Annotated in this window: 25 protein-coding genes and 1 pseudogene; 16 read left to right on the plus strand and 10 right to left on the minus strand. The window is 54.0% G+C overall.

The features are described from left to right. Positions 1 to 143: 143 nt before the first annotated feature. The gene (locus ACR0LL_RS10965) at positions 144 to 1085 is read left to right on the plus strand and encodes a peptidyl-prolyl cis-trans isomerase (protein ID WP_480586581.1); all 942 of its coding nucleotides are present in this window, start codon (positions 144 to 146) and stop codon (positions 1083 to 1085) included. After that, positions 1082 to 2080, plus strand: a complete 999-nt coding sequence (locus ACR0LL_RS10970) for a HupE/UreJ family protein (RefSeq protein WP_480586583.1) — start codon at positions 1082 to 1084, stop codon at positions 2078 to 2080. The genes ACR0LL_RS10965 and ACR0LL_RS10970 overlap by 4 nt, the downstream gene beginning before the upstream one ends. Before the next feature lie 292 nt (positions 2081 to 2372). Here the strand turns inward: ACR0LL_RS10970 and ACR0LL_RS10975 are convergent, their stop codons facing one another. Then, complete coding sequence (locus tag ACR0LL_RS10975; protein WP_480586586.1) at positions 2373 to 2747, minus strand: EamA family transporter; 375 nt, start codon at positions 2745 to 2747, stop codon at positions 2373 to 2375. Positions 2748 to 2749: 2 nt separating this feature from the next. Here ACR0LL_RS10975 and ACR0LL_RS10980 point away from each other — a divergent pair, with 2 nt between their 5' ends. Beyond that, positions 2750 to 3670, plus strand: a complete 921-nt coding sequence (locus tag ACR0LL_RS10980; RefSeq protein ID WP_480586588.1) for an aminotransferase-like domain-containing protein — start codon at positions 2750 to 2752, stop codon at positions 3668 to 3670. A gap of 83 nt (positions 3671 to 3753) precedes the next feature. Here ACR0LL_RS10980 and ACR0LL_RS10985 read toward each other — a convergent pair whose 3' ends face one another. Both ACR0LL_RS10985 and ACR0LL_RS10990 read right to left on the minus strand, forming a co-directional pair. Continuing rightward, the gene (locus tag ACR0LL_RS10985) at positions 3754 to 4155 is read right to left on the minus strand and encodes a VOC family protein (protein WP_480559554.1); all 402 of its coding nucleotides are present in this window, start codon (positions 4153 to 4155) and stop codon (positions 3754 to 3756) included. Between the two features lie 106 nt (positions 4156 to 4261). Beyond that, complete coding sequence (locus ACR0LL_RS10990) at positions 4262 to 4738, minus strand: cupin domain-containing protein (protein ID WP_480586591.1); 477 nt, start codon at positions 4736 to 4738, stop codon at positions 4262 to 4264. A gap of 90 nt (positions 4739 to 4828) precedes the next feature. Between ACR0LL_RS10990 and ACR0LL_RS10995 the strand changes: the two genes are divergently transcribed. After that, a complete protein-coding gene (locus tag ACR0LL_RS10995) occupies positions 4829 to 5404 on the plus strand; it encodes a hypothetical protein (RefSeq protein WP_480586593.1) in 576 nt (191 codons plus the stop codon). Between the two features lie 427 nt (positions 5405 to 5831). Here ACR0LL_RS10995 and ACR0LL_RS11000 read toward each other — a convergent pair whose 3' ends face one another. Then, positions 5832 to 8480 carry an AsmA family protein gene (locus tag ACR0LL_RS11000; protein WP_480586596.1) on the minus strand — a complete coding sequence of 883 codons (2649 nt, stop codon included), beginning with the start codon at positions 8478 to 8480 and terminating at the stop codon, positions 5832 to 5834. A 422-nt stretch (positions 8481 to 8902) separates the two neighbouring features. Here ACR0LL_RS11000 and ACR0LL_RS11005 point away from each other — a divergent pair, with 422 nt between their 5' ends. From ACR0LL_RS11005 to ACR0LL_RS11020, 4 genes are all read left to right on the plus strand, one after another. Then, the gene (locus ACR0LL_RS11005) at positions 8903 to 9172 is read left to right on the plus strand and encodes a potassium channel family protein (RefSeq protein WP_480586598.1); all 270 of its coding nucleotides are present in this window, start codon (positions 8903 to 8905) and stop codon (positions 9170 to 9172) included. Between the two features lie 181 nt (positions 9173 to 9353). Further along, on the plus strand, positions 9354 to 10433 hold the full coding sequence (locus ACR0LL_RS11010) for an AI-2E family transporter (RefSeq protein ID WP_480586600.1): 1080 nt from the start codon (positions 9354 to 9356) through the stop codon (positions 10431 to 10433). Continuing rightward, on the plus strand, positions 10430 to 11494 hold the full coding sequence (locus ACR0LL_RS11015) for an HlyD family secretion protein (protein WP_480586603.1): 1065 nt from the start codon (positions 10430 to 10432) through the stop codon (positions 11492 to 11494). Before ACR0LL_RS11010 ends, ACR0LL_RS11015 begins: the two co-directional genes overlap by 4 nt. After that, the gene (locus ACR0LL_RS11020; RefSeq protein WP_480586605.1) at positions 11484 to 12494 is read left to right on the plus strand and encodes a DUF2955 domain-containing protein; all 1011 of its coding nucleotides are present in this window, start codon (positions 11484 to 11486) and stop codon (positions 12492 to 12494) included. Before ACR0LL_RS11015 ends, ACR0LL_RS11020 begins: the two co-directional genes overlap by 11 nt. A 192-nt stretch (positions 12495 to 12686) precedes the next feature. Here ACR0LL_RS11020 and ACR0LL_RS11025 read toward each other — a convergent pair whose 3' ends face one another. The 3 genes and pseudogenes from ACR0LL_RS11025 to ACR0LL_RS11035 all read right to left on the minus strand — a co-directional run. Beyond that, the gene (locus ACR0LL_RS11025; protein WP_480586608.1) at positions 12687 to 12857 is read right to left on the minus strand and encodes a hypothetical protein; all 171 of its coding nucleotides are present in this window, start codon (positions 12855 to 12857) and stop codon (positions 12687 to 12689) included. 246 nt (positions 12858 to 13103) lie between these two features. After that, the gene (locus ACR0LL_RS11030) at positions 13104 to 13229 is read right to left on the minus strand and encodes a hypothetical protein (RefSeq protein ID WP_480586726.1); all 126 of its coding nucleotides are present in this window, start codon (positions 13227 to 13229) and stop codon (positions 13104 to 13106) included. Positions 13230 to 13861: 632 nt separating this feature from the next. Next, positions 13862 to 14140 (minus strand): annotated as a pseudogene (locus ACR0LL_RS11035) (3-keto-5-aminohexanoate cleavage protein); the annotation flags it as partial. Between the two features lie 747 nt (positions 14141 to 14887). On the opposite strand from ACR0LL_RS11035, the gene ACR0LL_RS11040 reads away from it, so the two are divergent. From ACR0LL_RS11040 to ACR0LL_RS11060, 5 genes are all read left to right on the plus strand, one after another. Continuing rightward, entirely contained in the window at positions 14888 to 15301 is a 414-nt protein-coding gene (locus ACR0LL_RS11040) for a GFA family protein (protein WP_480586610.1), read from the plus strand. Next, positions 15294 to 16073 (plus strand): methyltransferase domain-containing protein, encoded by a 780-nt coding sequence (locus ACR0LL_RS11045; protein ID WP_480586613.1) that lies wholly within the window; start codon positions 15294 to 15296, stop codon positions 16071 to 16073. The genes ACR0LL_RS11040 and ACR0LL_RS11045 overlap by 8 nt, the downstream gene beginning before the upstream one ends. Before the next feature lie 112 nt (positions 16074 to 16185). After that, on the plus strand, positions 16186 to 16671 hold the full coding sequence (locus ACR0LL_RS11050; RefSeq protein WP_480586615.1) for a GNAT family N-acetyltransferase: 486 nt from the start codon (positions 16186 to 16188) through the stop codon (positions 16669 to 16671). 354 nt (positions 16672 to 17025) lie between these two features. Then, positions 17026 to 17529 (plus strand): Hsp20/alpha crystallin family protein, encoded by a 504-nt coding sequence (locus tag ACR0LL_RS11055; RefSeq protein WP_480586618.1) that lies wholly within the window; start codon positions 17026 to 17028, stop codon positions 17527 to 17529. Between the two features lie 75 nt (positions 17530 to 17604). Further along, positions 17605 to 17928: a c-type cytochrome gene (locus ACR0LL_RS11060; protein WP_480586621.1), complete on the plus strand. Its 324-nt coding sequence runs from the start codon at positions 17605 to 17607 to the stop codon at positions 17926 to 17928. Positions 17929 to 18157: 229 nt separating this feature from the next. On the opposite strand, the gene ACR0LL_RS11065 is transcribed toward ACR0LL_RS11060, so the two are convergent. The 3 genes from ACR0LL_RS11065 to ACR0LL_RS11075 form a co-directional block, all read right to left on the minus strand. Beyond that, positions 18158 to 18844 (minus strand): DUF6629 family protein, encoded by a 687-nt coding sequence (locus ACR0LL_RS11065; protein ID WP_480586624.1) that lies wholly within the window; start codon positions 18842 to 18844, stop codon positions 18158 to 18160. Positions 18845 to 19356: 512 nt separating this feature from the next. Next, complete coding sequence (locus ACR0LL_RS11070; RefSeq protein ID WP_480474877.1) at positions 19357 to 20205, minus strand: ankyrin repeat domain-containing protein; 849 nt, start codon at positions 20203 to 20205, stop codon at positions 19357 to 19359. A 366-nt stretch (positions 20206 to 20571) separates the two neighbouring features. Continuing rightward, complete coding sequence (locus ACR0LL_RS11075) at positions 20572 to 21933, minus strand: tetratricopeptide repeat protein (RefSeq protein ID WP_257599596.1); 1362 nt, start codon at positions 21931 to 21933, stop codon at positions 20572 to 20574. Between the two features lie 109 nt (positions 21934 to 22042). Here ACR0LL_RS11075 and ACR0LL_RS11080 point away from each other — a divergent pair, with 109 nt between their 5' ends. Genes ACR0LL_RS11080 through ACR0LL_RS11090 form a run of 3 tightly spaced genes read left to right on the plus strand, consistent with a single transcriptional unit; the run spans position 22043 to position 24743 of the window. Next, complete coding sequence (locus tag ACR0LL_RS11080; protein ID WP_257599595.1) at positions 22043 to 22282, plus strand: hypothetical protein; 240 nt, start codon at positions 22043 to 22045, stop codon at positions 22280 to 22282. Continuing rightward, positions 22283 to 23749: a guanitoxin biosynthesis MBL fold metallo-hydrolase GntH gene (gntH, locus tag ACR0LL_RS11085; protein WP_257599594.1), complete on the plus strand. Its 1467-nt coding sequence runs from the start codon at positions 22283 to 22285 to the stop codon at positions 23747 to 23749. A 4-nt stretch (positions 23750 to 23753) separates the two neighbouring features. Then, positions 23754 to 24743, plus strand: a complete 990-nt coding sequence (locus ACR0LL_RS11090; protein WP_480586627.1) for a CobW family GTP-binding protein — start codon at positions 23754 to 23756, stop codon at positions 24741 to 24743. The last annotated feature ends 238 nt before the right edge of the window (positions 24744 to 24981 follow it).

Raw genomic sequence — 24981 nt, forward strand, 5'->3', positions numbered from 1 at the left:
TTCGTCATGATTTGTGTCAACGCGCTGACCGTTCTCCGCAACAAAGCCATCGCGAAGCCAGGTCACCTGGTGCCAGTTGCGCACTCCGATCGTCTTCAATGCGTCTGTATCGCGGCAGGCATTTCAGGCCCGGTTGGCGGGTGATGAAACACCTGGCGATCTCCCATGCATGCTTCCAGGGCTCGGAAGCGCTTGTAATCATAGTTCCGTTCGCAGAATTTATGTCGGTAATAATAACTGATACTCAAGAGCCGAACGCGTTGAAAAAAATTATCTCATCTCCGCTCGTCCATTTCTTTTTTCTCGGTGCGCTTGTTTTTGCCGGCTACGCGGCTGTCAAGGACGAGCCGGTTGTTTCCTCGCCCAATATCATCAGCTTGGACAAGAACGAGGCAGACCGTCTGGTTCAAAACTTCGTCGCCACCTGGAACCGCCCGCCCACGGTGGAGCAACTGGAGAACCTGATGCAGTCCTGGGCACTGGAAGAAGCCTATGTCCGCGAAGCACTGAGCCTCGGCCTTGATCGGGGGGATGCGGTGATACGTCAGCGACTGAACCAGAAGATGCTTTTCCTGGCGGAAACGGGCGCTGTGGTGCTGGTGCCGGATGAGGCGGTGCTCCGGTCGTTTCGCGACGAAAACCCGGACCGGTTTATGAAACCTGACCGAATTGCCTTTGAACAGATCATTCTGCCCCAAGACCGGAACCCTGCGGCTATAATCGCGTTACTGGAAGATGGTGCCGACCCATCAAATCTGGGTCCGGCTAGTCTTCTACCGCCAACTTTTCCGATGACAGCAGCACCAGTGATTGACCGGACTTTCGGAGAAGGGTTTTACCTGGCGCTACAAGACCTGCCAATCGGACGATGGCAAGGACCGGTTAAGAGTGGCTACGGTTTGCACATCGTTCGGGTCAACGACCGGGCGGAGGCTTTCCTTCCACCGTTGTCCGAAATCCGCGACCGCGTCGAGGCCGAGTGGCGTGCAACGCAGACGGAAGAGATGCGTGAAAGCTTCGGTCAGGCACTGCTGACGCGCTATCAGGTAAGCCTACCTGATGCAGAGCAGGTGCTCGGTCAATGATCTGGCTGCGCGTTTTGCTAGTCTCTTTGCTTGCCGCATTCCTGCCAGGCAGCGTGACGGCGCACGCGCTTGATCCGGGCTATTTAAATCTCGCTTCCTTGGGGCAGGAGCGCTGGCGCGTCACGTGGCGTGTACCCGACGTAAACGGCCAACCGATGCCCATCCAGGCGCTCCTTCCAGAGAACTGTACCCATAAACCGCCTCCGCCACCCTTCTTTGATGGGCGGGCCTGGACGACAGCCTGGGTGACCGCTTGCCCGCGCGGCTTGGAGGGCGGTTTCGTCCAGATCCTGGGGCTCGACCAGACCAGAACAGAGACGCTCGTGCGTTATGAACTAGAGCCCGGGCAGACTCAGGTGCATCGTCTCACCTCTAACGACATCTCTTTCACCGTGCCCAAGGCGCCTGGTATTGCCGGAGTCCTCTCAAGTTACATCGCGCTCGGGGTGACGCACATCCTGGAAGGTTCGGATCATTTGCTGTTTGTCTTCGCACTTCTGCTGCTGATCCGCGATCGCGGTCGGCTGTTCTGGGCGATCACTGCTTTCACACTGGCACACAGCATTACTTTGGCTGCAGCAACACTCAGTTGGCTGAATGTCCCCCCACCTCCGGTCGAGGCGGTCATCGCTCTCTCAATCGTGTTCCTCGCCTACGAGCTATCTTTACCAACTGAAGCCCGCGACCCTATCACCGTGCGATTCCCCTGGGTGGTCTCCTTCGCGTTCGGCCTGATCCACGGTCTCGGTTTTGCAGGCGCATTGCGAGAGATCGGCTTGCCCAAAGGGGATATCCCATTGGCGCTTTTTGCCTTCAACATCGGTGTGGAGCTTGGTCAGATTCTCTTTATCGTTGTGATCCTGGCGGCCGGTGTCGCGGCCCGGCGTGTCTATCCTGCGATCAGGGATCGGGCCGGTCAGTTCGAACGCGTGACAAGCTACGGCATCGGTAGTTTGGCGGCGTTCTGGGTGATCGACAGGATATTGGGGTTCTGAACGGTATCAAAGCCGTGCACCCCGAGCGATTATGTGAAAGGTTACTTAAACGGTTATCACAGAACAAATCGACTGAAACAGCGCAGAGCGGCTGGAGTTTAGACCAGTTTCGAGGTGCCAAATGACCGCTCTTGAGCGGTCGTCGCAACGCCGCTGCCGGTTTTCTAGCAGCGATAGACAACTGCAGCATGGCGTATTGCGAAGCCGGTGGAGCAGGAGTTATCCACCCCATCCCCAATGCGGGCTGCGACCCCGGCTTCCGACTTGGGCAGTGGATGGCAGGAGTGAGCCGTCACGCGAAACGCTTTGCCGACGCCACGCAAATCACCACAAAGATCGTGACACTGATCATGGATGGCGCAACGGGCTCGGCGAGCAAAAGAGCCGCAAGAGTCAAACCGAAGAACGGCTGAAGAAGCTGAAGCTGTCCAACGCCTGCTGTGCCGCCAAGTGCAAGGCCACGGTACCAGAATATGAAACCGATTAGCATCGAAAAGATCGAGACGTAGCCTAGACTGAGCCAGACCGGCAAGGTCAGCTCGTTTAACGTGGGTGGCCATGTCAGAATCGCGAAAGCAGCCATAATAGGTAAGGATAGAACCAGCGCCCAGGAAATCACCTGCCATCCGCCCAATCGGCGCGACAACTGCGCTCCCTCATGTGGCACGAATGCTGTGCGACCAGAACATAGAGGTAGATCCCGATACTGTTTTGCTCACCAATTCCGGATCTCTGGCGCTGGACTTGATTTGTAGATTGCTTCTCAAGCCCGGTGATACCGTGTTGGTAGATGATCCTTGTTATTTCAACTTTCAGGCCCTTCTAAGAGCGCACCAGATTTCCATTGTCAGTGTACCCTACACGCCTAACGGCCCCGACCTTGCCGCATTTGAGAACGTGCTTTTGAGAGAGCGCCCACGGCTCTACCTGACCAACTCGGCATTGCACAACCCAACGGGCGCGACACTCACTGCAGCAACTGCACACCGTGTGCTGTCTTTGGCCGAAACCTATGATTTGCAGATCGTGGAAGATGCTATTTTCTCTGAGTTCGAACCTGATCTTTCGCCAAGGCTGGCTTCACTGGATGGGCTGAATAGGGTTCTCACGATTGGAAGCTTCTCCAAAACCCTTTCTGCATCGTTGCGATGTGGATACATAGCAGCGCGCCCTGACTGGATTGCGTCTCTGACTGAGCTTCAGGTTGCGATCAGCTTCGGAGGCCCCAGCCCAATGGTGACAGAATTGCTACATTCAGCGCTCACTGATGGCAGCTATCGCAAACACATGGAGGCGCTTAGGGACAAATTGGATCGCGTCCGCGCGCGTTCAATCGAAGAATTAAATACGCTGGACATAAGGCCTTTCGTGAAGCCCAGAGGTGGATTTTATCTATGGTGCGAACTGCCCAACGCGCAGGACGCTGCTGCGATCGCGCGAAAAGCTCTCAAGAAAGGTGTTGTTCTGGCACCCGGAAATGTCTTTAGCCCAACTCAATCAAAGAACTCGTTTCTACGTTTTAACGTAAGCCAGATGGCCGGAAAGACACTATCGCAAGTACTTCGTGATCTGATGAGTGACGCTCAATAAAAACGTCTGCTTCAAGGAACGGTCAAAGACTTTGCCCCTCTAGGTAAATGTCCGGTTAGGGGCGCAAGGAGTTCGGCCTTGGGTTAATCGGTATTGGCAGCAATGACTTCTATTACATTACCGTCCGGATCCTGAGCAAAGAACGACCGACCATTCCAGGGCAGACTGTCGGGCCATGAGCGTTCGCGAATAATCATTTTCAGGTCTGCGAAACGGGACCGCTCCAGATCGTATTGGGCGTCGGGAACCTCAAAGGCGATGTGGTCGAGCGTTGAAAGCGACGCATCGATGGAGTGTCCTCTCCCGAATAGAGCGAGAAGTTGCGGGTGCCCGACTTTGCCCAGCGGCGAATTCAGTGCACCGACTTCCAGAAAAACCACACCGGCTTCGCGGTGATGGAACTTGAAACCCAGGAAATTTTGATAGAACGCAATTGCCCGGTCCAAGTATTCAACACGAATGGCGATTTCAGCGATGCGGAACATGGTAGTGGTCCTCTCTTGCGGGCGCACACGCGATGCCATTGTGACATTCGAAAAAAACGAAGTATTGACCATAAGCAGCCGCTGATAGCTGTCGATTCATCGCTCTTTAGGCGCGGTGATCTGCAACCTCCGGCGCGAGTATCGTCATGCCCAACGAAGATGCTTTTGCAACCAGGGCCGGGATATCTGGAGGACCGCTCGGCGGCAAAGGCCGCGTTGCGCCCTCGGGCAATTCGGATCCGACGGACGTAAAGAACCGCTCGTGCATCACGCCGGGGGCGTTCACTATCAGTAGTTTCGCTTCCTCTGAGACACCGGAAAAGGCGTGTATCGCCCCATCAGGGACTGTTAGAAACATGCCTTTCTTCGCAACGATGTCTTCTCCATCGACGTGAAAAGCAACTTCACCATCCAGTACGTAGAAAGCTTCCATTTCGCCGGCGTGCATATTTGGTGGGGCACCTGCGCCCTTTGGAACAATGCACTCCATGACGCAGTACTTGCCGTCGGTTTCGTCAGGATACGCCAGAAACTTAACGACATTTCCCAAGACATCGTAGGTGCGGTGACGTTGGACGTTCATTGGCTTCTCCTTGTTGATTCTAGTTCGCATATACGTAATTATGATACATATGTCTCATTTTGAGGCAAGTGTCTTATTTTGGAGTGCTTGATGGCGCCAAGTCTCAGCAAACGATCCAGAACCCGCGAAGCGATTCTTGAGGGCGCGCGAAGTCTGATGTTGCGTGGCGAAACCGTAACTGTTGCGGCCGCAGCGGCAGAGAAAGGAATTTCGCGCGCGACTGCGTACCGGTATTTTTCGGACCCGCAGATTTTGGCCAACGAAGCAGGACTTGCCGTGGCTGTGCGTCCTTACGAAGAGGTGGTCGCAGGACATGAGGGCGCGCGGAAAAAAACGATTGCGGTCGCTCTGTATATTTTCGACCTCTCAGTCGAAAATGAAGCGGCCTTCCGTCAGTTCCTTGCGCGTAGCTTGGATGCCTGGCTCGTGCATGGTCCCGGCGACAGGCGCGGCGCGCGGCGGGTCGAAATGTTCAGAAACGCCCTTTGCTCGGCAAATCTTTCACCCACTGAGAAGGCCCGTTTGGTGAACGGGCTGACAGCAGCATCAGGTTCGGAGGCTATGATAGCTTTGTATGATATCGCCAAAGCCGACCCAAAAGCGGCGCGCGCTGCAATCCGCGATGTCGCCGAGGCGCTCCTGGACAAGTTCGGGGTCACCGAATGAAGTGCGCCGCTTCCGACCGCCAAACGTGATCGAGCTAAAGACTGCGCGTCAGGCGAGACATCAGCGCCAAACCAAATTGACCATCTTCCGCACAAGCTGCGCGGTGTTCAACAGAAGTACTGAGCGCACAGTCAAGGTCTGCAAGACTGGCAGCGATAGCAGCATCAGACCAGGGCGCTGAGTGTCTGTTGGGGGCCGTCTGTGAATTCAAGCTCTTAAATCGTATGACTGCAATGGTGACGGGGCTTTTGGCCCCACCGCTTTCGTTTCGTGGACCAGCGGGATTTGGACAGGCCAAACTCCCCTGGCCGTCAGGGTGAAGGCGCTGCCTTCCCCCTCGGGCAAACCCAAAGCAAAAATCGCTTCCAGAAAGCTATGCCATTTTTTTTGAACTTTAAAAGTGTTCTTTTATCGACTGCCTCCGCCACTACTGCAGTTGTAAAATGTCCGGAACGCAAAGTTTTCTTTTTGCTGGCATTTTGTCCGCTCCATCCGATCGTTTCAGTCGTTTCGGGCCGTCTTTGACCTTGATCTTCGGCTTTGCTAGTGGGCCCTTCAAGGTCACGGGCCAGGGGCTCTTCGAAAGAGGTTCGCCAATCTTTCGGGGCTGCAGATTTAGGTTCAAAACCTTGCCCGCCACATTAACACCGCCAAAGACGACGACCTGGACATGATCTGTCTCCAATGTGGTTTGTTTCGTCGAAATACTTCCATTTGAAATACTAATCGGCGCACGCAAACACACGATTGGAGCAACCTTTTGTTTCTCTTTGGTAAACACCCAAGGCAGCACCCCTAGCCCTGCCAGATCCAAAAGCTGGGTCTCGATTGAGCCATCACGCATTGAAACTGTGGCATTGCCGTTCATGCTTTTTGCAAAATGCTTAGGTGAATCGGTTCCGCCGGTCACCGAAAAATCTGCATATATCGTACCGCTTGCGCCCTTTTTGAAGTTCAGAGTGTGCAGAATGTCATCCAGCTGCCAGCCGCCAGCGTTACCTGACAACGTAAGCAGATGCGCGTTGTTCGAAAGATCCATCTGCCCGCTGACGTCGAAGTGAGCACCTCCGTATTCAAACTTCAAAGGTCCGGCCTTGAGCTCATTTTCGTTGAGCGTCACTTCACTCTGCAAACTGCTGATACCTTTGGCTCCTTCAATATGCCGAAGATCAATATCAACATCCATATCCATACCGGACAAGAGAATTGAGCGCCCGATAGGTTTAAGTGTCACATCTCTTAGAGGACCAGTGTCGCCGGATTCTTGATTGATGTCTTTCTCGTCGGGCTCCGATCCACCTATCTGCCGCAACTGCGCGGCCGCCTGAACGATGGGTCGGATCTGATTTATCTTTATCAGATCACTCTCAATCGAACCCTGCAGCACCGGGTCGCTTGTTGCATCATCAAGATCGGCCATAATCTGCAAGATAGAGTCGCCAACCTCAACACTGGCACTCGCGTTCCAATCGGTGCCTTCGCTAACGAGGTTGATTTCAAGGCGAGCCTGCCCGGTTTCCACACGTTCAAGCGATAGTGCCTCTAAAAGGTCCGCTCCCGATGGAACTGCGACATCAATTGCCAAATCCAGGTCCTCGAATTTAAGTACATTCTTAACAGTGCCATGCACCTCAAGGTTCCACACGTCCGTATCGCTTGTCTTTCCATCCAAATTCGTCAGCGAAAGCTGATTGATGTCGCCGTTCAAATGGAAGTCACCGGAAAACCTACCAAGCTGGTCGTCTGGTCCCAACAATTCTGGCGAGATTAAACTGCTTGCCGGAATATCCATTAGGCCTTCAGCTGATACTCCTTGCAACTGAAGCGCGTCATCGACCGAACCGTTCAAAATGATAAACGGATTGGCGGGGTTCCCAATTCTCAGGTTGATGCTTCCGACCCTCAACGCGCCTTCTGGTGTTCTGGAAAGCTCGGAGAACTTAATCGGGGGTGGGCCTTCGCCAGACGTGTCCAACGTGAAACCGTTGGTCTTAATGACCATTTGTCGCTGCGGAACCTGCCCAGGCACGCTGTCGATAACCATGTCGACTGCGATAAGTTTAAGATCATATCGCGATGCGGCAGGGGCTGGTTCAGCATCTTCAGGGTACAACCCAATGCGGGTTGTCAACGATACGTCTTCCGGGTTCCCCAATTCTCCGATCTGCCCCGTCAGCGAAAGGCTTTGTCCGCCTTCCAATTCAGCCAATACAGATAGGTCATCAATCCGTGCTACGCCGTCGACTGATTTGAACGTTGCACCAATATTCCCCGTACCTTCCAAAACCCGGTTAAGCTTCAGGATATCGAGAAGCTGGCCAAGTTCTGCAATCTCTACGGTCGTAGTCACTTGCAGACCGTTCTCTTGGGGGGTTTCCTCGGCGACAATAGAAATCTGTTCAAAGTTCACCGCCATCCGAAACGGGTCTTCAATGGGGAATGTCGCATTCAGATCAAACCTCTCTCCGTTCAGCGAACCGGCCCCGACTGCGGTCGCAACATCGGTTTCCATATCACGCTTTAAGAGCAGCTCAGGAAGCTTCAGATCCAGCTCAAACCCGTTCTGATCACTTTGATAAAGAACGGTGATATCGTTAAGGTCGATTTCGTGGTCCGTTAGAATTCCGCCCATAGGCAAATTTTTAGGTTCAGCGGGTTTCCCGACTTCAACTTCCGCGTGGGAAATGGACTGCCAGTTTCCGACGCCGTCTTTGTCTTCGATTAGGTTCAGATGAACACCCGAGAGCGAAAGACTACTAAGCGACAGTTTACTGTTCCAAAGGTCGCGCGCGGAAATTTCAAACTCAATTTCGTCGATTGCTGCCAGGTTCACATCAACATTCCGGGAACCCGGTAGTACCAGCCCTGCCGCTGATACCTGCAATTGCCGACCAAGACCCAGACGCACTTCATCTTCTATTCTAACCTCCTGACCAAGTTTCTTAGAGATCAAATTTTCGACGAAATTGGCCCTGACAGTGGAAAACAACGCAGAAGACAGGAAAAGCCAAGCTGCTAACACAGCGACAAACGCGACAGCGCAACAAACCATTATACCTTTTGAAACGTATCGCACGTTTTTCTCCTAGAAATTCCGATTCACCCATTGGGCAGCCTAGACCAATTAATCATTAAGTTAATGGAATATGCGGTCGGTAACTGTCCTCAACCCTGAATTACCTTGACCGTACGGCTGATACTTTCGTCAATTTGCTCGAACCTTTAAGTAGCGGGCAACTGACAAACGCTCGCTTCGCGCGGCACACCCAGTTTCTAAACGGCTGGCTTGAAGTGAGTTCAAATGCCAGAAACGGACAGTTGTATGAGTTTTGACTATGGCGGTTGGACGCATTCTCCTGACTTCAGGCAGTCAGATTTCTTCTATTTCCCACATTCATATAATTACTGCTATGTGTGAATTCATCAAACGATGAGGACATGATGAATTCACTAACAAGAATAACACGTGGGATAGGCGTCGCTTTCAAGGACGGTAGAGTGAAAGGCATTCTTGCCTTCACAGTTGGAATGATTTTATGGGCCTCGGTCTTTTACCACTTTGTCGAAGGTTGGAGTTGGCTCGACTCAATTTACTTTTCTGTAGTGACAATTTCGACCGTGGGGTTCGGTGACTTCTCGCCTGAAACCGCGGCAGGGAAGATCTTTACGATGGTGTACATCATTGTGGGACTCGGTGTCTTCGTGACCGCGGCGACCACAGTTGCAGATAGTATCTTGTCTCAAGGCGACGAAAAAACGGACAAGTAGATTTTCCCTATTTAGGCCAAGATGAGTTCATGCACAGGCACTAGCTTGATTGGGTATCTCAAGCCGTGACCCAAATTCATTTGTGTCTTCAAGTTGATAGGAGACCGCCAGAGGTTCAAAAAGATATATATATTGCGGTTTTTTAATGTATTGTTCGAAAAACTGATAATGGAGGGATGGAATGGAAAAGACCCAGGACGCGAAGATTGTCGACCTCGCGATACGATTGCTTTTTCTCGGATTATTCCTTTACAGCGCCTTGGTCATGGTGGCCCCGCTTGCAAGTGTGGTTATCTGGGCAACGATACTCTGCGTGGCGCTTTACCCGGCTTTTGATTGGCTTCAGTCCAAGCTGGGAGGGCGGAAAAAACTTGCCACGACGATCTTGGTTTTGCTGGGCCTTGTTCTGACTCTCGGGCCAGTCGCAACTGCGGTGTCTGGTGCTGCTGAACTAGGGTCCGAATTTGCGAATCAGGCCGATAAAGGTGAGCTGAAAATTCCACCAGCGCCCGAGCGGATCAAGGAATTACCGCTGATCGGAAGCAAGATTGCCGACGTGTGGGGATTGTTTGAACGGAACCTGGATGGTGCGCTTGAAAAATACGGCGCGCAAATCCTGGAGATCACAAAATCACTTTTCGGCAAAGTACTAGGGATCGGTATTGGGCTTCTGGGCCTTGCGCTTTCAGTTTTGATAATGGGTGCGTTGTTCAGCCCCGGGCCGAGTCTGGTCCAAGGCCTCCAGCGCTTTGCCAACCGAGTCTTCGCACCGCGAGGCGGCGAGTTTGTAACACTGGCCGGTGCAACGATCCGCAATGTGACAAAAGGGGTGATCGGGGTGGCTGCCATTCAGGCGGTCGTCGTTTGGCTGTTATTGGTGCTTTTCGGGATTAACTCGGCCGCCACGCTCGCTTTTGTCTGCCTGATCCTTTCAATTATACAAATCGGGCCAGGTTTGGTTCTTTTACCCGTAATTATCTACGCTTGGAGTACCATGTCCGGCGGAACAGCGCTGATCTTCACCATACTGGCCGTTCCCGTCACAATAATGGACAGCTTCCTACGACCTGTGTTCATCTCGAAGGGCCTCGAGACGCCCATGCTTGTGATCCTCATCGGGGTTCTTGGTGGCATGATGGCCTATGGCTTGATCGGTATTTTCATGGGCCCAGTTTTGTTTGCTGTCTTCTATGAGTTGTTTAAGGTTTGGATCGACGTTTCACCAGAAGCCGATGAAGCCGTTGAAGGAGCGGCAAAATGAGGAGGACGATCTGGTCAACACTGGCTGTCATTCTAATCTTTCTCGTCTGGTATCTGGTCGCGGACCGGAAGACGCCGTTCACCGGAAACGCTAGAGTAAAGGCCGTGGCGACCCAGATCGTTCCGCAAGTCACTGGGACGGTGACCGAGGTTCTCGTTGAAAATGGTCAGGTCGTCTCGGCAGGGGATGTTCTGGTTCGGATTGATGCCAGACCTTACGAAATTGATCGTGACAAAGCCGAAGCCGATCTTGAGGCTGCCACTCAGGAAGTGGGAGCCTCGTCAGCGGAAGTAAGCGCTGCGCAAGCTAAACTGGCAAGGGCACAGAGTGATCTCGACACCATGCGTCTGCAGACTGAGCGCGTATTTGCGCTCGAAAAGAAAGGGTTGATTGCCGTCTCAAAGGCCGATGATGCTCGAGGGCAACTGGCACAGTCCGAGGCGAACTTTGAGAACGCAAAAGCGGATCTGGAAAAGGCAAAGCAGCGCCTTGGTGACGACGGCATAGATAACCCGAAAATCCAGCGCGCGTTGGCGGCCCTGGCGGATGCGGAACTGAACCTTGAATGGACTGAACTGCGTGCTCCGGCGACAGGTGTAATCTCAAATCTGCTGATAGCTCCCGGAACGTATGCGAGATCCGGCCAGGATCTTCTGACATTTCTGGATGCAACCGACGTCTGGATCGAGGCGTACTTTACCGAAAATAACCTGGGAAGAGCCTCGGTAGGGTCTCCGGTAGATGTAGTGTTGGATATGCATCCGGGTCAGATTGTTCCGGGCGTCATTGAAAGCTTTAGTGCTGCTGTGTCTTTGAGTGGCGGTGATGAACCCGGAAAATTGGCTAGCCCGCCAAGCACCAAGGGATTTTTGCGTGAGCCGGAAAGGTTCCCGGTCAGGATTATTTTACCCGGCTATGAAGCTGGCAGTGCCGAAGATGATCTTCGTTTCCAACTGAACGGGCAGGCCGATGTGATTATGTATCTTAGTGACAACTCGTTGCTGAACCTCGTGGGCCGTGCCTACATCCGCGTGGTATCAATTCTGTCCTATGCGTACTGAAGACCGGCGCTCTGTCACTCGGCTTGCGCTGGGTGTTACCAGTGTATTTGCATTGGGCCTGTTTCTCGGGTGGCCACTCGCCATCATTGGAGCGGTCTTCACTGCCCTTTTTCTTCAAGCGCCTGCCGCATTGCCTTTGGCAGCATTTGCTAAGCTGTTTGTCTTTTCAATTGGATTGATGTTCATCTCCTTCCTGGTCTCCTCAATCTTCTCACCATATCCTCTTGTGTTCCTCATCCTCGTGGCCATTGGAATAATCCTATCTTTTATATGGTCAGTTTCTGGTGCCGGAGTATTGCCGGGTGTCATCGCCCTCATGGGGGCCTTGATGATTCCAAACCTGGTTCTGCAATCTCAGGATCTGGCTTTGGTGCTCGTGTATTGGATACCGTTGAACCTGCTTTTTGCAGGCTTCGTATCGACGCTGATGTTCGTGTTGATACCCGCTGAACCTCAAACGGCAGCTCAAAAGAAAGCTGCAACGTCGCCGGATTTCGACCCACATCGCCGCATAGTCAGGATGTCGCTTGTCACAGTACCATTTGCTATGGCTTTCTTTGTTTCCGGCGCATCTGCATTGCTGGTTCTATTTTTTGTCGCGCTGCTGAGCCAGCAACTCGCGGCGATGCCTGCCGCGGGCAAAACCGTAGCAAAAGCAATGCTGACGGCAAACCTTCTCGGAGCGGCAGTCTCCATCATTTGCTACGAGATAAACGTAGTAGCCCCGGTTATTCTCACTTCTATTCTGTTGTGTTTTTTCTTTTGCCTGACCCTCGGAGCACTTGGAAAATCACAAGCCCCGCTCGCCGCCGCTGCAGGTTCAGCTATTACAACGGCTCTGATCGTATATGGCGGGTCGGTTGCACCGTTTTCAGACGAGGCTGACGTCAAAAGCATTACACGAGTTTTGCAAGTTGCCAGCGCCGCTTTTTTTGTAATCATCGCATATGTCGTGGTGGATGAATTCTGGCCGGAAAAAGAGCGCCAGGCGACTCAATGAAGTTAGTTGCGACAAAGCTTGGCGCTGAAACCAGCAGAGTTCCCAGTTTAACCGATTTTCGCAACCATCGCACGAATTGCAGCGCCATAACAAACCGCGATGTTGCAACCAAGTAAAAATGTCACTTGGCTTGCAAAGTAGAAATGTCCCACCTGGGCGCTGAGGTGAGCAAAGCCTGACAGGGCGGAGACCTCAGACATCGCAGCTCTGGCTGGCTTTGCGGGCCTCCTTGGCGCGCCGGGCGGCGAGGGAGTTCCAGCCGTCGTTGCGGCGGCCGTTGGGTTTGTAGCGAGTGCGCTGTTTGCCCGCGCGGCGTTTCTTCGGCGGGGTTTTGTCCTGCTCGGCCTTGATGTGTTCCAGCACCGCGCTCAGATGCTTGTTTTCAGTGATCGCGGCGTGCGTGACGCGCTGGTCCTAGTCGAAGACAGAGTAGGGGAGCGAGACGCCCTTCCAGCGGAACTCGAACCGGCCGTCGGGATATTCGTAGCTGTCGACATACTTGCCGGGCAGCCCGCGCGTGATCTCGTTCTCTGCGAGAATGATCCGCTGCCGGTCGTAGGAGAAGCGGCCTCGCTGTTTGCCAGCGGCGCGCTGGCATCGCGAATAAGGTCAAGCGACAGAAAAATCAGGGCCAATCCGACCTACCTGGCGCACGCCGCGCCGGGAACTGCGCAGGAAAATCAGCACCCCGATCAAAAGTAGCAAGGGCGTCAGCAAAGCAATCCGGGAATTCATGATCTGCGCTACGATTGCAGAGCCAAGGTCCGCCCCCAGAATAATGGCCAAGCCGACGTTCCCAAACTGATCGACAGCGGGAACCGGACGAAAATCACTACACCTAGGCGAATGATCTCCAGACTTGTCGTGAGTTGCCTTAAGAGGAGCGCTGGATGATGGTCGCAGGCTATTCTGACCCCCTACAACCCTTCAACCTCAGCTCTTCTGACTGCGCTCAACAGGCAATTGAGAACACTTAAGAATGCGGGGTGCAGGCCGTCAGTCATCAAGTTGCGAGAAATCGGGGTCTTCCGTGAAGGTCTCTATCGGCGTGTTGGTCTTTTCACAAAACAGGACAATATCTAGCCACCTGATGTCCCGCACGCCACAGGCGGTCAGCTCAATCTTGCAAGTGAGATTACCCATTCCCAAAGTGTTATAGCCGAGACGCTTTTCTCTGCTCTCTCGGTTAGGCAGGCGAAATAGCCCCTGTCGGTTTCGACTGTTCTATGCGCCAGACGGATCAACTGGCCGCCGAGCAGATCCCAATTGAGCCAGAACTTGAGCAAACCTTTCCCAATAGAAAAATCGAGCCTTCAGCCTGACTTTTTGACCGGGTTTTTGGATTCTCTGAGGCGCGCAAACCCGGTCTAAAGGCCCAGAATACTTCGTGCCTGGGCCGCTGTTGCAACCGGGCGATTGTATTGGTCACAGATCTCTGCAGTCCGCGTTACAAGCGCCGCGTTTGATGGTGCCAACGTATTGCGATCCAGTCGCACATTGTCTTCCAAACCCGTTCGCGTATGGCCACCTGACGAAATTGCCCAGTGGTTAAGAACCTCCTGCTGTGCACCAATGCCTGCAGCGCACCAAGGCGCACCCGCAAACAATCGGTCAACAGTCTTCACGTAGAAATCGAATACGTCCCCCTCGGGCAACGCTATTAGACAGGACCATGTCCTCGGCTATGCCTGCGGGCCGCACCACCCCTATCGAATAGCATTGCCTCGCCCCCTCCCGCGTTCGCCACGTGGCAGATCGGTAGAAACAGGCAGCTTTGCTGTCTGATCTGCAAATCAGCCCTGATTTTCCAAAAAAAGGGAAGCCAGATCAAACGAAATTCTCTGCGGGAGTATTAAAATGGGAAACTTGAGTCAGTTTAAGACGCGAAGGCCAAAATCAATTGATGTCCAACATCGGGGGTACCTTCAGATGTCGTACGTTCACCCCGTTTCTGGCCCAACTGTGACGGTTGGGTCAGGTTCGTGTGACGTTCAACAATCACCAAGTGGCGGACCGAGGAGCAACCTAACATTTTATATAACTTATTGTTAAAAATTTATAAAGTCTTAGAAATTAAAATGCATACCACTAAATATACCACATTAATCATTGGAACTGGCGCTTCAAAGCCTCAGGTTCGAGCATGACGGAACGACCGGTAACTAAGAATAGCAGACACTCATAAAAAGTGCAGCGAACGTCTTCTTCGAGCCCAAATTACCCAATGCTGCACTTTGCACAAATGTCGGCTTTTTGCAGCAGTAAGGAAATGCGGCCCTAACGAACTTTGATGAAAGGGTGCTGCCTGCACAGAGTGCAGTCGACACAGAGTATGTGACATTCAAAGTGAAATTTGGCACGCTAGCTCGAATTGACGATTGCGGGGGAAGGTCATGAAGATAGATGGATCATGCCATTGTGGTGCAATCACCTATGAGGCGGAGCTTGATCCGGCAGCGGTGGGGATATGTCATTGTGCGGATTGTCAGGCCTTGTCCGCTTCGGCTTTTCGTACGCTTGCCATTGTACAAAGCGATAGTTTTGAGCTTTTGACAGGTACACCGAAACACTACGTAAAGGTAGGAGACAGTGGCAATCCGCGCGTCCAGGCCTTCTGCCCGGATTGCGGTTCCGGCCTCTATTCTTGCGGCGTCGAAGATAAACCTACCGCGTATAACCTTAGGGCTGGAACGATAAGGCAACGGGCGGAACTAGCTCCGCGTTTCGAATGCTGGACGCGTTCCAGACTACAATGGGTCACGGAAATCACCGGCGCTAGACAGTTTGATGGAAATCCAAATGCTTAAGTTTGATGCGGAGACTACGCGGTTATTGAACATTGCCTATGAAGGTGCCGAACTGACCCGCCGACGGCAGGCATCCTTTGACGCGCTCAAACCCAGCCCGGGTGACACGATCATTGATATCGGGTGTGGCAACGGTTTGCTGACCGCCGAATTGGCCAGGGCCGTCGGGGCAACAGGCAAGATCATCGGCGTTGATCCCAGCAAGGACATGCTGAAAGCCGGGCGGGACCGCTGCCAGGGTCACCAGAACGTGGAGTTTGCAGAGGGTCTCGCGAATAACCTCCCAGTTTCAGATGGTGCCGCCGACAAGGCCGTATCGGTTCAGGTTTTTGAATACATTGACGACGTGGAGAGCGCACTGGACGATGCGATGCGATGCCTGAAACCGGGTGGGCGTTTGGTGATTAGCGACCTGCACTTTGGCAGCTTCATCTGGCATTCCGGTAATCCCGAGCGCATGTCAAACTTAGTATCCTCTTGGGACAAGCATTTTGTCAGTGGCTCGCTGCCCGAACGGCTTCCCGGTATCCTCAAGGCCAAAGGACACGAGGTTGATGCAGTAACACCCGTTACTCTGACCGATCACGAACTCAAGCCCGATGGCATTGCCATCATGATGATGCATCTTATGAAGCAATACGCGATTGCCAACGCGCATGTAGAAGAGGCGGAGGCGCAGGCTTGGTTCGATGAACAGCAGGCGCTGTCGGATGAGGGTCGCTTTTTCTTCTCGCTTACGCAATTTGTCGTAGCTGCTAGGAAATCAGCGTGATCTCGTGCTTGGGTCTGGTTATGCCAAACCAAAGCCGACATTGGTTTGCGATCACTCAACGGAAGTTTTTTCCCCATATGCAACTTGACCCAACGCGCATAGTGTCACTTGCATGAGCAAGTTCCGAAATGCCCGGCAATCTGACGCACTGCGATGCTTTGAGGTCGAAACTGCTGCCTATGAAGGCGACGAAGCAGCAACCCTCGAAAAGATATCCAAGAGGATTGAGGTCTATCCCGATGGTTTCCTCATTCTTGAGGAACGAGGCGAGATCGCTGGCTTTATCAATTGCGGATGTGCCTATGAAGTCGAAATGTCAGACGAGGAGTTCAAGGAGCTTGTGGGGCATGACCCCGACGCGCCAAATGTTGTTATCATGTCTGTCGTCGTTGATCCTGTGCATCAGGGAACAGGCCTGTCGCGGGCATTGATGACTGAATTTGTCGACCGCATGAGGAATATGGACAAATCCGCGATCTACCTCATGTGCAAAGAGCATCACGTCCCGCTTTATCAGAGATTGGGCTACAGCTATCTTCGCCCATCGACCTCTGATCATGGAGGAATGACTTGGCATGAAATGTCCATGCAACTTTGAACCATTTGTTAGTTGAGCCATGGTGAGCTGACATTGCAGCAGCCGCAGCGAAGGGAAGCTTCGTCCCGCTCAGCCGAAATTGCAATTTTATTATTTTGGGTCCGCTATCCAAAACAAACCGGTCACCGAAAAACAAAAATTAAAGTACCTGTTGCCACGTCGCGATTGGCGCTGCCTCGGTCCCGGGTAGTGTTCGCGAAGGAGCCGACCTGCGTTGGTCGCAGAGCTTGAGCAAAAGAGCTGACCTTCGCATCTGCCGGAAGCCACTGTTTTGAGAAAGATCAAAGTCAGAACGCGTCCTTTTCGATATGAATCCGCCATGTCTTGATCGAACAGATTTGGGAGGGAAAGCAAATGCTCGAAGACAAGAAATCTCCGCAAATTACCCCTTGGATCAATCCGCTGACTGACAACTTTCGGCGTGAAATGGAGACCATGATGTCGCGGTTCTTCGGTGGCGCGTCACCATTCCTTCCGATGGACTCTGCGGCACAGCGAACGGGTTTCCCTTCTCTTGACATGACTGGAGCCGTGTCACCGGCCATCGACATCAATGAGACGGATGCGGCAATTGAATTGACGGCCGAATTGCCAGGTCTTGCCGAGGATGATGTCGAGATCGAACTCAGGGACCGCCGTTTGACGCTGCGTGGCCAAAAGAACGTCACGCACGATAATGGGGGTGACCTGCGCATCAGCGAGCGAAGCTATGGCAGCTTTGCCCGCACAATGACCTTGCCTGATACGGTGGACGTCGAGAAGATCACGGCTGAGTTCGACAAGGGCGTTCTACATGTGACCATGCCGAAGACCGAACCGAAAGACCCAAGCCGAAAAATCAAGGTCTCATCGAAATAACTGCCGGGATTGGCGCACGCCCTAAACCGACTGTTTGACACTTTCGCCTGACACATCGTCGAGGAGGAGAAACATATGAAGACATTGGGTCCTGTCTCAGTTGCCGTTACCTTTCTCCTCCTCGCCTGCGCCGCCGAAGCGCAGACAGTGCGTGCAGTTCATCGCGGTGAAACACTCGTGCAGACGTATTGCGCACAGTGTCACGCAGTTGGAAAGACCGGCTCCAGCGCGCTGTCTGTTGCTCCCCCTCTACGAGACCTCCACAAGCTTTATCCCGTTGAACATCTCGAAGAGGCCTTTGCCGAAGGCATTACCACCGGGCATCCGGAGATGCCGCGGTTCCAATTGGAACCGGATCAAATCGATGACTTGATCGCGTATCTGAAGTCGCTGGAATAACGTCTGCGCTAGTCTTGCCAGTTTTGCCAAAAAGGAGAGTTGAAATGGTTATCATTCGTGCTGCCATATTGGCGCTTGCCGCGACCGGTGCAGCATCGGCGCAAGAAATAGATGTTGATGCCGAAAAAACCTTCTTCTCAACTCTTGCTGGCAGTGTCATGGGCTGGATCACAAATGCAATCTCGTCTTTTCAGAAAGCGCCTGACAGCTGGCAACATACAGTGTGGGTTCAAGCCGAACTTGGTCCGCCAGGAAAACGGTGTTTTGAAACATGCCGTACGATAAAGAACACATAGCAGGAGAGAACGGCCGCGAAGAAACACCAGATCGACGTAAAGGCATAGTGTGCGACGATAAATCCGATGATAACCGAAAGCGTGATCAAAGTTCCGAACACCCTGACGGTTATCAACGAAGACAATAGCATCGGCGCACAAACGATGATTGCATATGTTACCCGGATAAGCGTTCGTGATACCACGCCGTCCCATAACAGTGGCGAGTTGTAGTCGATGGAGTGACTAACAATCCGGATTGGTAGCGGTTCAACTACGAACAGTAGCGGCGCGAACAAAGACATGCCGAGTAGCGCCCCTAGAAAAGAACAAGCAAGGAAAACACGTTTTCGACGTTCATCTTGCTCCACAAGATAAGTCGAAAGCGGCACCCAGAAAGGCCAGAAAAAGTAAGCGAAAAAAAGGAAGCCCACAGCATACCAGTGAGTTGTTTCGGGTGCTCCCTCTCCAATGCCGAGCCAAAGCCCGCCCTCCAATGCCTGCTGGATCCCAAAGAACAATGGGAAAACTGCGAATCCCAAGTAACTTTGGTCGTGTCGAATAGCTGCGACGATCGTAAACGTAGCGACAGGGGCCAGAACAGCTGCTGTTGCAAAGCTTGCAGATGCCGAAAAACACACGGAACTCTCTTTGCCTCCTTTGAACAAGCATCTTGACCTAGCCGGGGATTTCGATGCCAGCCACGAAGTCCGCTTCGGTGGGCACATTCCACCAACGCAAATAACTCTCGCTTCTACATTGCGCTCGGGACAGACCAGAGAGCGCAGAGCGCCAAAAGAGACCCTTCAGAAATCAAAGTATTTCTGAACGATCAACAAATCCATCGCCTTGATTTGCCTCAAATGGCCGTGACCGCTTCGTCCCGCGTCTCGATTGTTGAAGCAGACCGCAGCGAATGGGCGGTTTGAAAATTGCACACAAGCCTGGCCTTTAATGACCGCTTCAGTGAAATCTGCTGCGCTGGCAAAATCCCGATGCCGCGCGGGCGAACATCGGTTCACATTTTCTGCGCTTGCATTCGCCGCACCCGCGCGAGTCCGGTGTGTCCGCAAAGCAGACGCCCAACGAGCTCTTTCTGATGGCTGCTTCTGACCTCACCAACACGTATCCTACGCTCAATTTCGATTGGTTGTTAAGGCAATGCGACCGGGTTTTCATCGAGTGTCCGGAGGTAAGAAATCAAGTCTGCGCGATCCTGATCAACCCAAACTCCATCTAAGTCCATCTTTGTTCCCGGAATGTATTCTCGTGGACGCCCAAGAAACGAGTTGAGATTGTCGTAGTCCCAGACACCTGAAGTCGCTGAGAAAGCCGTCGAGTACTCGTAGCCATCGTACGAGCCAATGGTGCGCCCGAGAACTCCCCAAAGTGGCGGACCTTCATTGGCTTGAACTTGCCCATTGTTCTCCAGGCTGTGACAGGCTTTGCAGGCACCTGCCAGAGTTTCTCCTCGGCCCCTATCGGCATTACCAATCAAGTGCTTCACACTAGGGATACTTGCACTTGTAGGTACGCCAGCATCCAATAGGATGGTCACGATTTCGTCGTGCCCACGCAACGAGGCGAAATGCAGTGCTGTCCCAAGCCAAGGATCCACGACAGTTGGATCAGCACCGGCTTCCAAAAGCAATCGAACAACTTCTGTGTGTCCGTTGCTTGACGCAACATGGATTGGGTATGCAAAAGTTTTTTCGTACTCAGCATTGGGAAGAGAGTAGTTTGGGTCGGCCCCAGCCTCCAACAGGGCCGCGACCACGTCCGTACGACCGAACCGAGATGCGACTACGAGTGGTGACGAACCTTCAAAACGAGCGCCTGTGGTGCTCGGCAGATCCACCGGCACTCCTTTTTCGATTTCTGACATAACTTTTGCGACATCGCCTTTTCGAGCCATCAAGTGGATCATTTCAGCGGAACTTGTCGACATGGTGGCGCATAGCGCAGCCACCCCCGCGAGGAATGTTTTCCAAGTTCTGTTCATTGCGGCATCCCCCCGGTTGTGGGAGCCTTAATACCACAACTAGTCGTCAATTTCATTTCTTGCAAAGAGTGGCCGCTTTGTCCCGCATATCGGTCATTTGGGGAAAATCGCTCAAAGTCTGCTTTGCGGACTTTCCGGACCTTCAGCCAAACGCCACGAACGAGCGCTTTCGGCCCTAAGCTGACATTTGGTCATAGTGCAGCGAACGACAGACTCCGGTCAAGGGGATGAACCCAGGAAGGCCTAAACTTGGTGGATGAACGCAAACGGGTGTTGAGGGCATTGCTGATGGTGAACCAAATGCCCGTCCAACTTCTGATCTGACGTTGCGACTTTCCAAGATCGATATCAGCCGGATTGCCCGCCCTATAGTTTCGGCTTGTACGCTTCGAGTGTGTCAAGAACCCGGGATCGAGTTTCCGGTGCATGCTCAAAGAAACGGCTGGCAACTTTGTTGGCAGGGAAGCCAGGCCAAGTCCGATGCATTTCGTCAATCGCTTGACGTGCGGCCTCGGGTTCGCCGTTCGCGTGATAGGCGGTAGCGAGCAGCATCAGGCTCGGCGCGCTGACCGGGAAACCGCGTTCAGCCGCCAAAGAGAACGCCTCGATACATGCCGGATAGTCCCCAAGCATCAACTGTGACGCTCCCCAGATATTGTTTGCGCCGAACCTACCGCTTCCAGAGCGGGGGCGTTCCGGGTCCGAGACCTCTGCCGCGAATGTGGGGTCATTTGAAATGAGCGCCGCGATGCCCGCGAGGTCCAGAACGTGGCCGTCCTCCGGCGAAAGATCAACAGCTATCCGGGCTCTGCGCAGCGCTTCATCGGGGTTGTCTTCTACCGCAAATGTCCATCCCATTGCGGCATTCGCCCAGCCATCAGTTGGGCCGCGTTCCAGGGCCTTCTCCGCCATACTGCGTGCTTCGGCAACTAGGTCGGAGGCGCGTGTGGCGTCATTGGACAGATAGGCCAGAAGCGCCAAGACCTGTGCCGCGCCCGCGTATCCGCCGGGTAGGCCAGGGTCGAGATCGATGGCGTGCCGAAACGTGTTAAGCGCAACCTCCTGGCGCTTCAGGTCAAAGAGCGGGAAGAACATTCCGCGCGCCTGTTCGGCGAGATTGGTCGCCTGCACACTGGCCATGGACCGTTCCCTGAGCGCAGCGAGCTTGGCATTGCTCTCGTCCGCAGCGGTGTGAGTTGCTTCTTGGCGGAGATTTGCTGCAAAGAATCCACCCGTGATCAGCGCAGTGGCGAGTACTCCGATCGCGGCCATCCATCTCCGAGAGGCGGATTGTGCGCCGCTGGGTTCTGCTTTCTTCGGCCCTACCTTTTCAGAGAACGAGGGCGGTGCGTGCCCAAATGTCAGTTTAGGCTTGTAGCCGCCTGAAGGGATCTGGATGCGCACTTCATCTTCTTCTCCCTCGCCCTCATAGTATTCCTGAAGCAAACGCCGCAAGCGCCCGGCCTCGACGCGAACAAGGCTCAGCCCGCCGCCGTTGTCGTCAAGTCGCCGCCCGTACACCTCTACAGCAATGGCTTTGCCACGAATGCGGTCGCCATGCCCGGAAAGTGTCTCCTCGACGACGTAGGTCAGAAACTGCCTCAAGCGGGGCGACGCAGCAAAAACATCGCTCTCGACAACCTTGGCCAACGCGGTACGCGCCTGATCAACACGTTCAGACGTTAGTTCTTTTTTTACAGTGCCTTGCGCCAATTTATGCGTCGCCATCTTGCGTCCAACTAACCCCAACTTACCCCAACTTACTCTGACTGGCGAGCATACTGGATTACCCTCGGATCGAACTCCAAAGCTATCAGCCGCTAATTAAGAGCCAACATTGATCCTTCGTAACGATCTGCCTGATCTCGCCGATTTGATCCTCACACTTGCACTGGATCACCCGACGCTCAGGGAAGCCGTGGATGATTATGAATTGGCCTGCTCAAGCGAACAGGATGAGACGCTCAGTCCTGAGTTGCGTGCTGAATGGGCCAATATCCGAAAGGAACTGGTCCGCGAGATCGAACGCCAGACGCGGCGCATTTCCGTTAACCCCGACCAACAGAGGAAAAACTGAATGACCGAAGACAACCGCAACGATCCGCAACGGCCGAGCCACACAGAGAACGATGAACCGCAGGACCCCTCCCGCCGGGATCTGCTCAAGGGGGCGGGTGCCGGTGCGATCGTTGCCGGCGGGGTCAGCTTTGGCGGTGCCGCTCAGGCGCATCCGGGGGAAGGACCGCTTGGCGAGGCATTGACCAACCCCTATGGCGGCCGTCCGGCAGGCGGCATCACTCTTCCCGAGTACTTCCGTCCGACCAAATACATGACGGGTTCAAACGCCAACTATTTCCCGTTGGCGGAGGATCTTGGCCCCGACGAGATGCGGATTTCCTTCTGCGGTTCCACGCCCTTCCCACCGCGTGAGGATCAGGCGGGCACCTGCATTATGGTCGAACTTGGCAACGGCAAGCGTTTCTTCTTCGATTTCGGGTCGGGTTGTGTGCGCAACATCATCGGCATGCAGGTGCCGGCACAGTTGATCAATGACATCTTCATAACCCACCTGCACGTCGATCACTACGCCGACATTCCGTATATCTTCCCATTCCGCGCGTGGTCGGGTGGCTACACACCCCTGCGAATCCATGGTCCGTCCGGCCGCACGCCTGAGCTTGGCACACAGGGGATGGTCAACGGAATGAAGCAAATGCTGAAATGGCATCTGGAAGCTTTTGACGTCTTCCCCATTGGCGACGGTTACGAAATCGAAGTCAACGAGTTCGACTTCCGCAAGGAGGGCGGCATCGTTTACGACGAGGATGGTGTGACCGTCCGCTCCTGGCCGCGCAGTCACGCGAAAGACGGTGCTGTTGGCTACAGGCTCGATTGGAATGGCCTCAGCTTCGTGTGGACGGGCGATGGACGACCGGACGAGTTGAGCCTCGAATACGGCAAGGGTGCCGATGTCTTTGTGACCGAGATGTCCGGACAGGATATCGGTCAGTTGATGACCTATAAATACGGCCTGCCGCAGGAGTTGTTCAATTACACCATCGATACCCATCACACGTCGCATTACGCCGTTGGCAAGATCATGGCCGAAGCGCGCCCACGCCTTGCGATGGTGACTCACTACACGCAGGACGAGGATATCGACGCCGAGATGCTCGCCGGCATTCGGGCCCACTACGACGGGTTGTTTGCTTGGGGTCTGGACGTGGCGGTGGTGAATGTCACCAAGGATGCGATCTGGTATCGCAAGGCGACATTGCCTGGCAAGTCGGGGTCTGTGGCTCCCTTCCGGGAACTTGGCAAGATGGAAGCCGAGGGCCGGATCGAGTTGCCGGACGAAATCAAACCACCGGCACCGCGCCTGACCCGCGCCGACCAGCAGGACCAGAAATACCGAGACATGGAGATCGACCCGAAGGCCTACTATCCTGCAGATGTGTTCCGCGCCCCGGCTCCGGAATGGCCGAGCGACTTCACCATAAAGGTCGACGACGTGATCCCCAACCGCAAGAAGAAAGCGGAGTGATCGCATGATCGAGTTCGGCTCCGCTTCAGCTGTTCCCGTCACCATTCTTACCGGCTTCCTCGGGGCCGGTAAGACGACCCTCCTGAACCGGATCTTGACTGGAAACCACGGCCTGCGCGTTGCGGTTTTGGTCAATGATTTCGGGTCGATCAATGTCGATGCCGACCTTGTTGTCGGCGTCGAGGACGACGTGATGAGTCTTGCAAATGGCTGCGTCTGCTGTTCGATCCGGGACGATTTGATCGAGACGGTTGAAGCGGTGCTCGCCCGTCCGGAGCGACCGGAATACATCCTGCTGGAAGCAAGTGGTGTCTCGGACCCGTCCTCCATTGCCATGACTTTCACCGACCAGCGCTTCCGTGACACGATCCGCCTCGATAGCATCATGTGCCTCGTGGATGCAGAGCAGATCTTTGCGGCACCCGAGCAGATGGAACTGAAACTGCGCCAGATCGCCTTCTCGGACATGGTCATCCTCAACAAGATCGACCTCGTGGATCGGGAGACGGTGCAGAAGGTCCATGACTGGCTTGGATCGCGCTTCCGTCGCTACAGGCTGGTGGAAGCAGTCAACGCGGAGGTGCCGCTCGACATCCTGCTCTCTGTCGGACGCTTTGCCGCCGAACAGTTGGATGCGGAACCGTCAGACCACGCCCATGGCCCTGGCTGCGGTTGCCCCGAACATGCGCATCACCATGACCACGCGGCGAAGTTCTCGACCACGATGCTACGCTCGGATCTTCCCGTTAATCTCTCCGGCCTGCGAGACGCAATCAAGGGACTGCCCGGTGAGGTCTACCGGGTGAAAGGGTTTGTCTATAGCGAGGAAGACCCGGAGCACCGTATTGTCGTGCAAGTCGTCGGCAAGCGTATCGACATTTCCCGAGACGAGAAGTGGGGAACGCGCAAGCCGGAAACCCGCCTCGTGGCGATCGGCGCGCCCGGAGCCGTTTCGGAAGACACCTTGGGAAGAGTGTTCCTCGAAGTGGCATAAAGGAGACCACTCTTTCCGCGTTTACCTTGCCAAATACCGTCGAAAAGAGCGAACCGGACCTTCGTTGAGATCGCAGCGTAGGTCGGGAGACCGCCCTTCGCGACCGGTGCTTCGCGGTCCACAGACGGGTAGTATGGGCTCGACACGGTCATCCGACTGTTTTTCTCAGAAGACGACTACGCGCCGCTAAACGGCCGTTCGGTTACGAAAAACCGAACTTTCTGCTCTTAATGACCGC

The organism is Ruegeria sp. AI2 (assembly GCF_056541275.1).

What these genes read in the sequence shown, in the direction of transcription:
- ACR0LL_RS11020 (WP_480586605.1), top strand. Translation starts at nt 11,484, where the DNA reads ATGCGTACTGAAGACCGGCGCTCTGTCACTCGGCTTGCGCTGGGTGTT.
- ACR0LL_RS10965 (WP_480586581.1), top strand. Translation starts at nt 144, where the DNA reads ATGAAACACCTGGCGATCTCCCATGCATGCTTCCAGGGCTCGGAAGCG.
- ACR0LL_RS11040 (WP_480586610.1), top strand. Translation starts at nt 14,888, where the DNA reads ATGAAGATAGATGGATCATGCCATTGTGGTGCAATCACCTATGAGGCG.
- ACR0LL_RS11060 (WP_480586621.1), top strand. Translation starts at nt 17,605, where the DNA reads ATGAAGACATTGGGTCCTGTCTCAGTTGCCGTTACCTTTCTCCTCCTC.
- ACR0LL_RS11010 (WP_480586600.1), top strand. Translation starts at nt 9,354, where the DNA reads ATGGAAAAGACCCAGGACGCGAAGATTGTCGACCTCGCGATACGATTG.
- ACR0LL_RS10990 (WP_480586591.1), bottom strand. Translation starts at nt 4,738, where the DNA reads ATGAACGTCCAACGTCACCGCACCTACGATGTCTTGGGAAATGTCGTT.
- ACR0LL_RS11050 (WP_480586615.1), top strand. Translation starts at nt 16,186, where the DNA reads ATGAGCAAGTTCCGAAATGCCCGGCAATCTGACGCACTGCGATGCTTT.
- ACR0LL_RS11015 (WP_480586603.1), top strand. Translation starts at nt 10,430, where the DNA reads ATGAGGAGGACGATCTGGTCAACACTGGCTGTCATTCTAATCTTTCTC.
- ACR0LL_RS11045 (WP_480586613.1), top strand. Translation starts at nt 15,294, where the DNA reads ATGCTTAAGTTTGATGCGGAGACTACGCGGTTATTGAACATTGCCTAT.
- ACR0LL_RS10970 (WP_480586583.1), top strand. Translation starts at nt 1,082, where the DNA reads ATGATCTGGCTGCGCGTTTTGCTAGTCTCTTTGCTTGCCGCATTCCTG.
- ACR0LL_RS10985 (WP_480559554.1), bottom strand. Translation starts at nt 4,155, where the DNA reads ATGTTCCGCATCGCTGAAATCGCCATTCGTGTTGAATACTTGGACCGG.
- ACR0LL_RS11030 (WP_480586726.1), bottom strand. Translation starts at nt 13,229, where the DNA reads ATGAATTCCCGGATTGCTTTGCTGACGCCCTTGCTACTTTTGATCGGG.
- gntH (WP_257599594.1), top strand. Translation starts at nt 22,283, where the DNA reads ATGACCGAAGACAACCGCAACGATCCGCAACGGCCGAGCCACACAGAG.
- ACR0LL_RS11090 (WP_480586627.1), top strand. Translation starts at nt 23,754, where the DNA reads ATGATCGAGTTCGGCTCCGCTTCAGCTGTTCCCGTCACCATTCTTACC.
- ACR0LL_RS10980 (WP_480586588.1), top strand. Translation starts at nt 2,750, where the DNA reads ATGCTGTGCGACCAGAACATAGAGGTAGATCCCGATACTGTTTTGCTC.
- ACR0LL_RS11075 (WP_257599596.1), bottom strand. Translation starts at nt 21,933, where the DNA reads ATGGCGACGCATAAATTGGCGCAAGGCACTGTAAAAAAAGAACTAACG.
- ACR0LL_RS10995 (WP_480586593.1), top strand. Translation starts at nt 4,829, where the DNA reads ATGGCGCCAAGTCTCAGCAAACGATCCAGAACCCGCGAAGCGATTCTT.
- ACR0LL_RS11055 (WP_480586618.1), top strand. Translation starts at nt 17,026, where the DNA reads ATGCTCGAAGACAAGAAATCTCCGCAAATTACCCCTTGGATCAATCCG.
- ACR0LL_RS11070 (WP_480474877.1), bottom strand. Translation starts at nt 20,205, where the DNA reads ATGAACAGAACTTGGAAAACATTCCTCGCGGGGGTGGCTGCGCTATGC.